Raw genomic sequence first — 12,030 nt, forward strand, 5'->3', positions numbered from 1 at the left:
CCGCACGTAGCGGGTCACCTTGACTGACCTCGGCGCCGGGAAGAACTCATCGGTATTCCCGATCCTGTCGGGTCGGCCGCCCCCGCTCAAACGATTTTCCGAACCGGCACGGTCGATGCAGCACGCAACCAGGCTGGGGGCCCAGGCTCCGGCCAGCAGCCGCAGGAGGGCCTCAGCCCCTGGCCTCGACGTTTCGTGACGGTCCGTTGGTTTCTCCGATGGGCCGTTTCGGCTTGCCGGGGCGGCTATGGGCACGTTGATGGCCCGACTTTCGCGTCGGGTGGGTCCCGGACTCGGCTTGGACCCCGCGGTCGAACCCGACGGTCAGCTCCGCGATGGCGCCTGGGTGGCCGAACCGCCCGGGGATCCCTCAAGGGTCGGCCGGCCGGGATGCGGCTGATCGTACGCAAAGAACGTCTTCACCTCGGTGCGCAGTTGAGGCTCACCGACGCTGCCCGCCACTGGCCCTGGACCGACGTGATCACCACGGCTTTCGGCCGGCTCCAGGCCCTGCCGAACCCGGCTGAACAGCAACAACCCACCCCGACCAGCAGCCGTACGCCCTCGGTGCAGCACGGCGTGGTGGACGGCGTCGGTGATCGTCATACCGATCGAGGTAGGACAGCCAGCGCCGCGTCTGGTGAGCCAGTCCAGGAACTCGTGGGTGCCGCCTGCGGAGTTGGCGCGGATCAGGGTGCGGCGGCCGCGCCGGTACAGCTTGGGCAACTGGGCCAGGGCTCCCCTGACCCGGCCGACCCGCGGTCGACGAACGTAACCAAGGGGTGGTGTCCGAAGGTCCGCTTTCACGTCGCCGTGGCGTCCTGCTTCTCGGAGTGCGCCAGCACCAGAACCCCGTCGATGTCCACGATGACCTGGCCACCGGCGTCGGGGGCGTCGACGGCGGCCAGCTTCCATTCCCGCTCAGCGGCATCGGCCCTGGCGTGGCGGATCGCGGTCAGCGCGCGTGAGCAGGGCGCGAGGTCAGCCGTTTTCCCGGCCAGGCAGAGGCGCGCCCTCCAGGAAGGCGTGATAGGTCTCGACGGCTTCCGGCTCGATTTCAGGGTTGGAGGGGCCGTAGCGGGTGTCGGTGCGGTCCCGCTTCGGCCCGGAGACCCAGAACTCCTCGTTGGTCTGCACGTCGTAGAAGTTCGCATCGAACATCCCCCCTGCCCGGCGCAACGTCCTCCCGCGGAAGTACGCGGTACTCCAGGTCTTCGAGAAGTCCACCCACCCGATCCACGAGGGTCCGTGGTCGGTGTTGTAACCAGTCTTCAACTGCACGAACATGAGACGTCGAGGCATACGCTCAGGGTCCTGCACAGACCGCACCCGTGACCAGCCATTTTGCGGGCGCCTACGAGACCTCGCGGCACCGCCGACAAAGGCTCGGACAGGCGGGTACGGCCCGAGGCGCTCGTACACCCGCGGTCGGCCGTGAGCGCTACGCGCCGGTCGGAGCGGCGAGGGTCAGGCGGTGGGTCGCGGGACGAAGACTCGTTCCAGCAGGGTGTACAGGGTGTCCCGGTCCTGACTGCCGAGTCCGTCCAGGCCCTCCTGCGTGGTGCGCATCTTCGCGCGGATCGCGTCGGTGACGCGCTCGCCCTCGGCCGTGAGGGTGACGTACTTGACGCGCCGGTCGGCGGCTCCGGCCTCGCGGCGCACCAGGCCGCGCTTCTCCAGCCGGTCGATGATTCCGGTCATGTTCGATGCGTCGCAGGTCATGGTCTCGGCCAGGGCGCGCATCGCGGCGGGTCCCCGCCGCAGCACGGTCAGGGCCTTGCCCTGGCTCGCCGTGAGGTTCTCACTCGCCGCCGCGACGGTGAAGTCACCGTAGTAGACGCCGAGCGACACGGAGAGCAGCTCCATGAGCTGGGCCGTGTCGATGCGGGGAGCTTCTGTCATGTGGGCCACTCTACCCGGAGATACTTGACTACCTCAATCATTGCGCTCTACCGTTCCCGCATTGCATGAAGTTCTCAAGCATCAAGGTTGTCAAGCAGTTGCCACGAGGAGCGTCCCTGTGACCGTCACCGAGTCCCCCGCCTCCCGCGCGGCCGAGATCCTGTCCCGGCCCGTCGCGCTGAACGGCCTGACCGTCCCGAACCGCATCGCGATGGCGCCGATGACGCGCATGTTCTCCCCCGGCGGTGTACCCGGCGAGGACGTGCGGTCGTACTACGCCCGTCGCGCCGCCGCCGGCGTCGGCCTGATCGTCACCGAGGGCACCTACGTCGGCCACGAGTCGGCCGGGCAGAGCGACCGCGTGCCGCGGTTCCACGGCGAGGAGCAGCTTGCGGGATGGGCGAGGGTCGCCGAGGCCGTGCACGCGGCGGGCGGCACGATCGTGCCGCAGCTGTGGCACATCGGCATGGTGCGCAAGCAGGGCCAGGACCCCTACGCCGACGCTCCGGCGATGGGCCCCTCCGGCATCCGCCCCGACGGCACCGAGGGCACTGGCAAGGCGATGACCCAGAGCGACCTGGACGACGTCATCGGCGCCTTCGCCGAGGCCGCCGCGGCCGCCGAGCGCATCGGCTTCGACGGCGTCGAACTGCACGGCGCCCACGGCTACCTCATCGACCAGTTCCTGTGGGCGGGCACGAACCGCCGTACCGACGCCTACGGCGGCGACCCCGTGGCCCGGACCAGGTTCGCCGCCGAGATCGTGACCGCGGTCCGCGAGGCCGTCTCGCCCGAGTTCCCGGTGATCTTCCGCTTCTCGCAGTGGAAGCAGGACGCCTACGACGCGCGGCTCGCCCACAGCCCGCAGGAGCTGGAGGCGATCCTGGCCCCGCTCGCGGCGGCCGGCGTCGACGCCTTCCACGCCTCCACCCGCCGTCACTGGATACCCGAGTTCGAAGGATCCGACCTCAACCTGGCCGGCTGGACCAAGAAGCTCACCGGCAGGCCCACCATCACCGTCGGCTCGGTCGGCCTCGACGGCGACTTCATCCACGCCTTCGCGGGCGAAGGCGCGCCGGTTCAGGGCATCGACGACCTCCTCGACCGCCTGGAGCGCGACGAGTTCGACATGGTGGCCGTGGGCCGCGCGCTGCTCCAGGACCCGGAATGGGCGGCAAAGGTCCTGGCGGGACGAACGGACGAGCTCAAGCCGTACGACGCGGCCGCGGTCAACACCCTGAGCTGACCCCGAGCCCTCCCCCCGTCGTCGTTGCCGGGTGCAGCTCACAAAGATCATCTGTACCCGCTGAGGCCACGGAATCACCAGACGCGACCTGCCGGAGCACGTCCACCACGACCCGCCGGACGCGAGAGCAGACACCCGGCAATCGCCATGGACGGGGGCGGACGCCGGCTCTCGCCTCTCTGGCGACCGTCAAGGAGACGCCGGTCGCCAGCCCCGCCGGCCGGCAAACGATGGTGACAGTGTGGATGCGACGAAGGTCATCTCGCCGACCCAAGCCCGCACCCACGAGCGGCACGCAACCAGCCAAGCCCTGTCGCCCCAGGGACACATGAGCAGTTCGCCGCTGCCCTCGCCCAGCGCCTGAGCTGAAGGCCCCCCTTGATAGAACTGCCTCATGAGTTCGATTGACGACCCGATCGCGCGGGTCGAGCACCACTTCGGAGTTCGGTTTCCGCAGGACTACCGGGACTTCTTGTGCACTACGGGGAGTCTGCGTCAGTTCGTTCCTCCCGCTGACGACTTCCTGGTGATCGATGCGCTGGACGAGCTCATCGGCATCAACGAGGCCGGTGAATTCCAGAAACGCTTCCCCGGCGCCGTCGTCATCGGTGGGGACGGAAGCCGCGAGCTGCTTGCCTACGACTTCCGCCAGGACACACCACCCCTGGTGACACTCGACGTCTCCGCGGAAGACTGGTCATCCGCCATCCCTCAGGCAGCCTCCCTCTCAGCCCTGCTGGAGAAGTTCCCTCAAACCGGCTGGCAATGGGACGATGCCCATCCCCCGCTCTCATGACCACCGCTCTTTCGAAATGGCCGACCACGTGCGGCGAGTGAGCAGCCAAGCCGGCCGTGAGATCCTCTCCACCGTGTTCCAGAGCCAGCGCAGACAGCGATCGATAGCCCATGTCGAGACCGCTGGGCCTGAATCACCGCCGGCTGCTGGTCCACGGTCGAGAGCAACGGCCACGGCGTCGAATTCGTCCTCACCGCGCCCGTCCGCGATGAACGGTTCGCCCATCTCCTGGCCATGACCGCGTACTACCACGCCAACCATCAACTCGACCTCGGGCACAGCCTGCCCATCGGGGAACCCTGGCTGCCCGGCTCCCACTGCGACCACCTCCTTCGGCCCCGCTTCTGGGGAGGCGGCGTCCGGGTTCCGGCGCGCGCGGCGTCGGTACGCCTTACGGTCTCCCGCGCTCGGCTCGGTTATCGACAGGCGCGGGGTCGAGGGTTGCAAGGGTGAAGCCGACCTCGGTCAGGACGGTGGCGGCCACTCCGCGGCCGACCCCGGCAAGGCCGATCAACAGGTCCTCGCAGCCGATGCGGTCCGATCCCTGCTGCTGTGATCGTGCCTCCGCGATGTCGATGGCCTTACGGGAGTAGGGAGTCCAGGCGATCCGTTCGGCCGCCTGGGAAGCTCCCATGCTCAGTCGGCTTCCGACGGAGCGGTGGACCTCCTCCGGTGAGACGCCGACCGTCTGCAGGAGCCGGGTGGCGCTGTTGTCCTCCGCGGTCAGCCCCCAGAGCAGGTGCTCGGTGCCGATGTAGTTGTTGCGGTGGTGCACGGCTGCCCGCTTGACGTGGACCATCGCCTGGCGGAGGTCGTCGGTCATTGTCTCGGGGCTGTAGCGCTTGTGAGGTGCATGGAAGCGTTGCTGGACCGCCTGCCGGGTCACGCCCAGGGCGGTGCCGATGTCTGTCCACGAACTGCCGTGCATCCGGCAGTGCTCGACGTAGTCCTCCACCAGGTCGTCTGCCAGGGCCTGCAGTTGGCCGCCGAGTTGGGCGGCGACGGTCAGCAGGGCGAGCCAGTCAGGCTGTTCTTGCCCGCCGGGGCGGTGTGCGGTGTCGCATCTCCGGTCGACTTCCGCGATGAGATCGTCCAGATCCGGGAGAGTCATAAGGCAAGTACGCCTTGACAATTCAAGACTGTCAAGGCGTACTTGCCTCATTCTGTCCCTGGGCAATTTTGGTCCGATCCGCCCTGTCGATTGCCGAGTTGTGCACGCATCTCGGTAGCTGGCCGAGCATTGAGAGGAGTAAGCCGACAAGGACAGCAGCTGAGATGCCGCGCCACTGCTTCAAACGGTTGAAGCACCGTTCCACGACGTTGGCGCCGCTTGTAGACCTGCTTGTCGAAGGCCGGCGGGCGGCGGCCCCGGCTGCCACGCCGGGCCCGGTTGCCGGCCTGGTCGGCCCTTTCCGGAATGGTGTGCGGGATGTTCCGGCGCCGCAGCCACGTGCGGATCGCCTTCGAGCTGTAGCCCTTGTCGCCGATGACGTGGCCGGGCCGGACACGCGGCCGTCCCGGCCCGAGCCGGGGTACGCGTATCGCCTCCATCACAGCGGTGAACTGGGTGCAGTCGTTGGTGTTGCCACCCGTGACCACCAGAGCGAGCGGGCGGCCCAGGCCGTCGCAGGCCAGATGAATCTTGCTGGTCAGACCGCCTCTGGAGCGTCCGAGCGCCGGGCTGCGGTGCCCCCTTTTCGGGCGCCGGCCGCGTGCTGGTGGGCCCGGACGATGCTGGAGTCGACCGACACCAGCCAGTCGATGTCCCGGCCGCGTCCGCCCGAGCCTGCGCGATCTGCAGCATCCGGTCGAACGTGCCGTCTGTGGCCCAGCGGCGGAAGCGGGTGTGCAGGCTGGCCCAGGATCCGTACCGCTCGGGCACGTCCCGCCAGGCCACCCCTGCCCGGAACTTCCACACGCTCCCGTTGAGCATCGTCCGGTCATCCAGTCGAGGGCGCCCCATTGATGTCCGAGGCAGCAATGGCCGTACGAAATCCCACTCGTCATCCGTCAGTTCATGACGGCGTATCACCCGGCCATAATCCACCAGCCGAGATCACGTAGACGACAGAACCTAGCAACTAGTACTCCAGCTGTAGTTCTTGATCACTGTTGCGGAGCGACCTGTCGTTGCCGCCGCCCGTCGTCGATCGTGGGTGGCCTCGTCCGTGCCTCTGCGCCGGGCGGACTGGAAGGCTGAGCCAATGGCTTCGAGTATCGTCTCCAGTACACCGAGTATCTGCGGACTGGTACGAGCGCCCTCTGGGTTCGGTTGCGGGAGCGCCTTCAGGACCAGGGGCTTGACCCTGAGGTGACGGTCGTCGTTGGCCTCTTTCAGGAGGGCCCCGATCACGAGGATGGCCAAGTCTCCGGCGACGGCAGGGTCTACAGGTCCAGCCTCTCCTATTGATCAGAAACGGCTCGGGTTCTCATCAACATGAGGGGTCTTCACGGGGGTCGCCTGATCCGCCTCGATGGTCCTGGCCGCCTCGGCTGCTTCCCGGAAGGTGACGACCGCCTCGCCGTTCTCCCGCGCCCATGCGGTGAGCATCCTGATGGGCTCCTCCAGGGTTCGCCCGAGATCGGTCAGGCCGTACTCCACGCGCGGCGGCGCCTCGGCGTACGCGTGCCGCTCGACGAGCCCGTTGGCTTGGAGTCGGCGCAACGTCTGGGTCAGTACCTTGCGCGAAATGCCACCGCTCAGCTCGACCAGCTCGCCGTGGCGCAACGGGCCGTCGGTCAGCGCGAAGAGCGTGACCATGGACCACTTGCTGGCGATGATCTCCATGGCCAGGAGAGCGGGACAGTCGGCGAGGAAGGCGATTCCGGGGCGCAGGCTCATGCCTCCGAAGGTTACCTGGAGGTACCTGACGGCCGCCTATCGTCGTCGAGGTGCGCACGCCCCCTTACTCGCATCTCGCACGATTGAGGTTTCAGCCATGTTCGTCTCCCTTGCCGTCGTCACCGTGTTCATGGCGGCGCTTCTCCTGGTATCGGCCGGTGCCAAGTCTCTGCGGACGCGGCACATCACCGAGCAGATGTCCACCCTCGGAGTGCCGCAGAGCATGATGGCTTTCCTGATCGGCGCTCAGATAGCGGGCGCGGCCGGTGTGATCGCCGGACTCTGGTGGGGACCCGTCGGAATCGCCGCCGCGATCGGCCTGACGCTCTATTTCGCTGGGGCGGTCGCCTTCCACCTGCGCGTCGGCGACCGCAAGGGAGCGTCTCCGGCGGTGGTCCTCACTATGGCCTCCGTCGCCCTGATCGTGCTGCGTGCCGCCACCCTCTGACAGCGGACAGCCGGTCTGACGCCGGCCTTGATCGTGCTGAGTGAGGCCGGTCTCCGATGAGGACGGCCACCGTCGATCATCGTGAGTTGTGTCGACGAACGAAGATCAGCCGGTGGCCGTGGGCCACAGCGTAGATCCTGCTCGGTGGCAATCGGTATTCGAGGGCCTGATGGGCAAGGTGGCGGCCCGGTTCGCCCGGGTGGAACCCCGCCGCCGAGCAAGGGCGTTCGTGCAGGGGCTGCTCGCGGACCTGCCAAGGAAGAACTGCTGGACGATCGCCGAGCACGCCGGTAATGCCGGCCCGGCCGGCATGCAGCACCTGCTCAGCCGGGCCCGCTGGGATGCCGACCGAGTGCGTGACGACGTACGGGACTTCGTGGTCGAGCACCTCGGCGACGAGGACGCCGTACTGGTCGTCGACGATACCGGGGACCTGAAGAAGGCACCGCGAGCGTCGGGGTCCAGCGCCAGTACACCGGAACCGCGGGCCGGATCGAGAACTCAGGTCGCCGTCTACCTCGTCTACGCGAGTGCGGCCGGGCACGCCGCCATCGACCGCCGCCTCTACATCCCACGGTCCTGGACCCAGGACCCGCAGCGGTGCCGCTCGGTCGGCATCCCCGACGACCTGAGGTTCGCGACCAAGCCAGCCCTGGCCACCGAGATGATCGCCCAGGCCCTGGACGCCGGAGTCCGGGCCAGGTGGGTCACCGGTGATGAGGTCTACGGCGGCGACCCGCACCTGAGCGCCGACCTGGAACAGCGTCAGATCGGCTACGTCCTGGCCATCTCGCGCAAGCGGCCCGTCCCCACCCACGCGGGCATCATCCCGGCTGGCGTGCTGGCCCACAGCCTGCCAAAGAAGGCCTGGCAGCGGCTGTCGGCGGGAGCCGGAGCCAAGGGCCACCGCTTCTATGACTGGGCCCAGGTCGAGATCACCAGCCCGAGTGACGCCTCGGGGCATCGGTGGCTGCTCGTGCGACGCAACCGACGCACCGGCGAACTCGCCTACTACCGCTGCTACTCACCCCGCCCCGTCCCCCTGACCGCACTGGTCAAGGTGGCCGGCCGCCGCTGGACAGTCGAGGAGACCTTCCAAGCCGCGAAGAGCCTGGCCGGACTGGACGAGCACCAGGTCCGTCGCTGGGTCTCCTGGCACCGCTGGACGACCCTGGCCATGCTCGCGCGGCCGTCACAACCGCCATCGAACGGGCCACGACCACCACGACCCCCGAGCTCAGCCCGCTGACCTGCAACGAGGTCCAAAGACTGTTTGCAGCCCTGCTCGCACCGGCCCGCGACCTCGCCCACCGCCTGCACTGGTCCGCATGGCGCCGCCAGCACGAAGCACGCTCGCGCACCAGCCACTACCAGCGACAAGCAGGGATATCGGGCGGGTAGCACCTGTCCGCTGGGGCAAAGCGGGCTCCATGGTGAAGACCGGGGCGGAGGGGGATGGGGCCGCCGGGCAAGAGAGTCATCCGTGCCGGCTCCGGAGCGGGCACGGCCCCGTTCTACCAGCAGCCGTGACCCTCGCTCCTGATGTGAGCGTGGCACTTTGACGACATCTCCTAGCGCTGCCCGCGCGATGACCTGGGCCGCCTCCAGCGGATCAATGCGCACGCGAGCCTGAGACGATCAGGAGGGCGAACGCGCGCCCTACGACCCAGCGCCGGGCGCCCAGGCCGGAGCCGTGCTCGGTGCCGCGGCGAGCGATCAGTGGCTGAAACGAACCACGGGGTGATCGTGGTTCAGTTCGGGCTGTTCACGGATGCCTCCTTCAAGGTGGTGGCCGCATCTGGGTCGGCGGAGCGTTCCGTGGCCGCGGAGCGTTCCGCGGGCTTGGACCTCGCCAGCCACAGGCCCGTGATTACGGCCGTGGCCAAGGTGATGGCGCCGGCCGTGACGAAGGCGCTGTTGAGGCCGGCCTCGAAGGAGGCGCCGCCGGACTGCCGGGTGCGGACGACGGCTCCGAGTACCGCCACGCCGAGCACCGCTCCGATCTGCCGGGTGGTGCTGCTGATGCCTGATGCGAGGCCGCCCTCCTGCGGGCTGACCGCTTGGATGGCGGCTCCCGTCAGAGGGGACATGGTCAGGGCGAAGCCGATGCCGACGATTCCCAGCCGCCACCACACGTTCCCGTAGCCGGTGTCCGCGTGCACCGTGCCGAGCGCCAGCAGTCCCAGGCCGGCCAGCGCCAGGCCGGTGGTGACCACGATCCGGAAGCCGTGCCGGGCGGCGAGCCGGCCCGCGTACGGGCTGACGATCACCATGCCGAGGGATGTGGGCAGGGTCTGCAGACCGGCGCGCAGGATCGAGCTCCCCTGGACGTACACGAAGAACTGCGAGAAGAAGAACGACGAGCCCATGAGCGCGAACCCCACCACGGTCATGGCGGTGTTGGACACGGTGAACAGACGCTGCCGGAACAGCCGTAGCGGCAGCAACGGTGCGCGGCGGCGCGCTTCGACGGCGGTGAAGGCGGCGAGGAGGATCGCCGCGGCGGCGAAGCTTCCCAGGATCACCGGCGACGTCCAGCCGCGGGCACCCCCTTCGATCAGCCCGTAGGTCAGCGCGCCCACCCCCAGAGCGGACAGCACCGTCCCCGGGACGTCGATCGCGGGGGCGCTCGGATTGCGGGTCTCTTCGAGGCTGCGCAGACCGACCAGCACAAGGACCACGCCGATGGGCAGATTGACCAGGAAGATGGCGGGCCAGCCGAAGGCGTCTGTCAGCACGCCGCCTGCCACGGGGCCCGCTGCCAGACCGATCCCGCTGAATCCGGCCCACAGCCCGATCGCCCTGACTCGTTCCTGCGGCACGGGGTAGGCGGCGACGAGCAGGGCGAGCGAGGCAGGGCTCAGCGCTGCCGCCCCGATGCCCTGCAGCACCCGGCCGACGACCAGCCAGCCGAGCGAGGGCGCGAGGGCGCACAGCACCGAGGCGGCGGTGAACACCACCACGCCGGTCAGATACACCCGCTTGCGGCCGAACCGGTCGGCGAAGACACCGCCGGACAGCAGCAGCATGGCGACCAGCAGTACGTACGCGTCGACGATCCATTGCAGACCGGTCAACTGAGTGTGCAGCCGGTGCTGCATATCGGGCAGCGCCGCTCCGACAATCGTGTTGTCGAGCAGGACCATGAATTGGCCCAGGCAGGTCACCGCGAGCAGCACGGCCCGGTTTGATCGGCTGCCTGAAGCCGCAGCCGCAGCCGCATGCGATTCAGCCATGGGGTTCCTCTCCATCGTCAGTGGGGCCCGGCCACCCGGCCACGTCGATGCCCGTGGCGATACACCCGAGCGCCCTAAAGCAGCCAGCGACTGCGTTAGGCGACTGTAAGGAGGGTCGGCCCACAAACGCAAGTCCTTCCTGCGTTAAGGTGGGGGCATGAGTGAGCGACAGCCCGCCCGGCGACCCGGCGGACGCAGCGCCCGCATTGGCGCGGAGGTGCACCAGGCGGTCACCGACCTGATCAGTGAGCGCGGCTACGGCAACTTCACCGTCGGCGAGGTCGCAGCCCGTGCGGGCGTGGCCGACAGCAGCATCTACCGCCGGTGGGGCAACCTGGAGACCCTGCTCACCGACGTGGCGCTCACCCGCCTCAACGCACAGTCGCCGATGCCCGACACCGGGAGCCTGGACGGCGACCTGCGCACCTACGCGGCCCAGGTTGCCCGCGAGATCACAGGCCCTGACGGTGTGGCGGTGGTGCGCCTGGCCGTCGCCCTGTCGAGCAGCGGCGAGCAGGGCGTGCAGGCGGCGGAAGACCTCCGCGCCGAACGCACCCGGCAACTGCAGTCCATGCTCGATCGCGCCCGCGAACGCGGCGAGCAAGCACCCGACGCGTTCGACGTGCTGGACCACATCCTGGCCCCGATGTACATCCGTGTCCTGTTCGGCATGGTCCCGCTCACGCCTGACTACATCGACGGGCTGGTCGACCGATTGCTGTGACCTCACCCCGACTCCCGCGACCAGCCTCCGGACGCGGTGCCAGGACGCCGTGAGGCGCTCGCCGACACACACCCGGCCGACGCAGGTATCCGACCCCTGGCCGGCTCACGCGACCTGGCCGCATCAGCCGGCCGATCGGCGGGCCGTCGCCGGCGATCGGGGTGAAGACCACGTCCAGGCACGAATGGCAGGCATCGGGTTCGCGGACGAGCGCGTGGGGGGCATCAGCCGAAACGGCGGACGCGCTCGGCCAGGTAGTCAGATTGGTCAGGCAGCCAGGCCGTCAGGTACGGCGAGGCCTCTCCGCGGCTTGTCAGGTGGCAGCCGAGTCGACGTGACCGCCCGGGGCGTTCAGCAAGTCGCTTGCCGATCGGTGGATCTTCGCCAGGGCGCTCAGGAGGTGCCTGCGTTCGTTCTCGGTGAGGTTCGCCGTGACCTTCTCCTCCATGGATCGCCGTTCGGCCTCGATCGGTTCCTGCAGTGCGCGCCCCTCGTCCGTGAGCCAGAGTCGGACCAGGCGGTTGTCCCGGTCGTCGCGGCGGCGGGTGATCAGCCCCGCGGTGGTCATCCGGGTGGACATCTTGACGACCGTGGGCGTCGTGACGTTCAGCGCGGCGGCGACCTCGCCAGGGGTGCGGCCGTCCTGTTTCCACAACTCCGCGAGCAGCAGGTTCTGCCCGAGGTGCAGTCCGTGGCGGCGCATCGCTCCCTCGGCGAGAGCCCGGAGCGCCTTCGTCGTCCTGCTGTGCAGGTCCAGGAACTCGGGCATCACAGCCTCCGGTGGTGAGCGGGATCGGCTGTCCAAGTAGGCAGCCCCACAGGTCGATTGACGGCTA

11 protein-coding genes and 4 pseudogenes are annotated in these 12,030 nt (G+C 68.7%); 6 read left to right on the plus strand and 9 right to left on the minus strand.

Going from position 1 to position 12,030, the window contains the following annotated elements:
* Positions 1 to 287: 287 nt before the first annotated feature.
* Positions 288 to 450, plus strand: a pseudogene (locus AB5J54_RS00915) (IS1380 family transposase); the annotation flags it as partial.
* Between the two features lie 183 nt (positions 451 to 633).
* On the opposite strand, the pseudogene AB5J54_RS00920 reads toward AB5J54_RS00915, so the two are convergent.
* From AB5J54_RS00920 to AB5J54_RS00930, 3 genes and pseudogenes are all read right to left on the minus strand, one after another.
* Positions 634 to 872, minus strand: a pseudogene (locus tag AB5J54_RS00920) (IS1380 family transposase); the annotation flags it as partial.
* 109 nt (positions 873 to 981) lie between these two features.
* Positions 982 to 1,227 (minus strand): hypothetical protein, encoded by a 246-nt coding sequence (locus AB5J54_RS00925; protein WP_369149179.1) that lies wholly within the window; start codon positions 1,225 to 1,227, stop codon positions 982 to 984.
* A gap of 240 nt (positions 1,228 to 1,467) precedes the next feature.
* On the minus strand, positions 1,468 to 1,902 hold the full coding sequence (locus AB5J54_RS00930) for a MarR family winged helix-turn-helix transcriptional regulator (protein WP_369141926.1): 435 nt from the start codon (positions 1,900 to 1,902) through the stop codon (positions 1,468 to 1,470).
* A gap of 118 nt (positions 1,903 to 2,020) precedes the next feature.
* On the opposite strand from AB5J54_RS00930, the gene AB5J54_RS00935 reads away from it, so the two are divergent.
* Both AB5J54_RS00935 and AB5J54_RS00940 read left to right on the plus strand, forming a co-directional pair.
* A complete protein-coding gene (locus AB5J54_RS00935) occupies positions 2,021 to 3,148 on the plus strand; it encodes an NADH:flavin oxidoreductase (protein ID WP_369141927.1) in 1,128 nt (375 codons plus the stop codon).
* Positions 3,149 to 3,542: 394 nt separating this feature from the next.
* Positions 3,543 to 3,944, plus strand: a complete 402-nt coding sequence (locus AB5J54_RS00940; protein WP_369141928.1) for an SMI1/KNR4 family protein — start codon at positions 3,543 to 3,545, stop codon at positions 3,942 to 3,944.
* A gap of 391 nt (positions 3,945 to 4,335) precedes the next feature.
* Here the strand turns inward: AB5J54_RS00940 and AB5J54_RS00945 are convergent, their stop codons facing one another.
* The 3 genes and pseudogenes from AB5J54_RS00945 to AB5J54_RS00955 all read right to left on the minus strand — a co-directional run bounded on the left by AB5J54_RS00945 (position 4,336) and on the right by AB5J54_RS00955 (position 6,786).
* Positions 4,336 to 5,055, minus strand: a complete 720-nt coding sequence (locus AB5J54_RS00945; RefSeq protein WP_369141929.1) for a Clp protease N-terminal domain-containing protein — start codon at positions 5,053 to 5,055, stop codon at positions 4,336 to 4,338.
* A 163-nt stretch (positions 5,056 to 5,218) separates the two neighbouring features.
* Positions 5,219 to 5,976 (minus strand): annotated as a pseudogene (locus AB5J54_RS00950) (IS5 family transposase); the annotation flags it as partial.
* 378 nt (positions 5,977 to 6,354) lie between these two features.
* Positions 6,355 to 6,786, minus strand: a complete 432-nt coding sequence (locus AB5J54_RS00955) for a helix-turn-helix domain-containing protein (RefSeq protein ID WP_057606767.1) — start codon at positions 6,784 to 6,786, stop codon at positions 6,355 to 6,357.
* A gap of 97 nt (positions 6,787 to 6,883) precedes the next feature.
* Between AB5J54_RS00955 and AB5J54_RS00960 the strand changes: the two genes are divergently transcribed.
* Complete coding sequence (locus tag AB5J54_RS00960; protein WP_369141930.1) at positions 6,884 to 7,234, plus strand: DoxX family protein; 351 nt, start codon at positions 6,884 to 6,886, stop codon at positions 7,232 to 7,234.
* Between the two features lie 169 nt (positions 7,235 to 7,403).
* Positions 7,404 to 8,483 (plus strand): IS701 family transposase, encoded by a 1,080-nt coding sequence (locus tag AB5J54_RS00965; RefSeq protein ID WP_369141931.1) that lies wholly within the window; start codon positions 7,404 to 7,406, stop codon positions 8,481 to 8,483.
* 322 nt (positions 8,484 to 8,805) lie between these two features.
* On the opposite strand, the pseudogene AB5J54_RS00970 reads toward AB5J54_RS00965, so the two are convergent.
* Both AB5J54_RS00970 and AB5J54_RS00975 read right to left on the minus strand, forming a co-directional pair.
* Positions 8,806 to 8,957: pseudogene (locus AB5J54_RS00970) on the minus strand (IS5/IS1182 family transposase); the annotation flags it as partial.
* Positions 8,958 to 8,985: 28 nt separating this feature from the next.
* Positions 8,986 to 10,470: an MFS transporter gene (locus tag AB5J54_RS00975; RefSeq protein WP_369149180.1), complete on the minus strand. Its 1,485-nt coding sequence runs from the start codon at positions 10,468 to 10,470 to the stop codon at positions 8,986 to 8,988.
* Between the two features lie 157 nt (positions 10,471 to 10,627).
* On the opposite strand from AB5J54_RS00975, the gene AB5J54_RS00980 reads away from it, so the two are divergent.
* On the plus strand, positions 10,628 to 11,194 hold the full coding sequence (locus AB5J54_RS00980; RefSeq protein WP_369141932.1) for a TetR/AcrR family transcriptional regulator: 567 nt from the start codon (positions 10,628 to 10,630) through the stop codon (positions 11,192 to 11,194).
* 313 nt (positions 11,195 to 11,507) lie between these two features.
* Here the strand turns inward: AB5J54_RS00980 and AB5J54_RS00985 are convergent, their stop codons facing one another.
* Positions 11,508 to 11,963: a MarR family winged helix-turn-helix transcriptional regulator gene (locus AB5J54_RS00985; protein ID WP_369141933.1), complete on the minus strand. Its 456-nt coding sequence runs from the start codon at positions 11,961 to 11,963 to the stop codon at positions 11,508 to 11,510.
* Positions 11,964 to 12,030 lie beyond the last annotated feature (67 nt).

Origin of the sequence: Streptomyces sp. R44, assembly GCF_041053105.1 — a bacterium.
GTDB lineage: Bacteria > Actinomycetota > Actinomycetes > Streptomycetales > Streptomycetaceae > Streptomyces.

Excerpts from the sequence above, each read along its gene's own strand:
- AB5J54_RS00965 (WP_369141931.1), top strand. The coding sequence starts at position 7,404 with ATGGGCAAGGTGGCGGCCCGGTTCGCCCGGGTGGAACCCCGCCGCCGA.
- AB5J54_RS00980 (WP_369141932.1), top strand. The coding sequence starts at position 10,628 with ATGAGTGAGCGACAGCCCGCCCGGCGACCCGGCGGACGCAGCGCCCGC.
- AB5J54_RS00985 (WP_369141933.1), bottom strand. The coding sequence starts at position 11,963 with ATGCCCGAGTTCCTGGACCTGCACAGCAGGACGACGAAGGCGCTCCGG.
- AB5J54_RS00945 (WP_369141929.1), bottom strand. The coding sequence starts at position 5,055 with ATGACTCTCCCGGATCTGGACGATCTCATCGCGGAAGTCGACCGGAGA.
- AB5J54_RS00960 (WP_369141930.1), top strand. The coding sequence starts at position 6,884 with ATGTTCGTCTCCCTTGCCGTCGTCACCGTGTTCATGGCGGCGCTTCTC.
- AB5J54_RS00955 (WP_057606767.1), bottom strand. The coding sequence starts at position 6,786 with ATGAGCCTGCGCCCCGGAATCGCCTTCCTCGCCGACTGTCCCGCTCTC.
- AB5J54_RS00975 (WP_369149180.1), bottom strand. The coding sequence starts at position 10,470 with ATGGCTGAATCGCATGCGGCTGCGGCTGCGGCTTCAGGCAGCCGATCA.
- AB5J54_RS00940 (WP_369141928.1), top strand. The coding sequence starts at position 3,543 with ATGAGTTCGATTGACGACCCGATCGCGCGGGTCGAGCACCACTTCGGA.
- AB5J54_RS00930 (WP_369141926.1), bottom strand. The coding sequence starts at position 1,902 with ATGACAGAAGCTCCCCGCATCGACACGGCCCAGCTCATGGAGCTGCTC.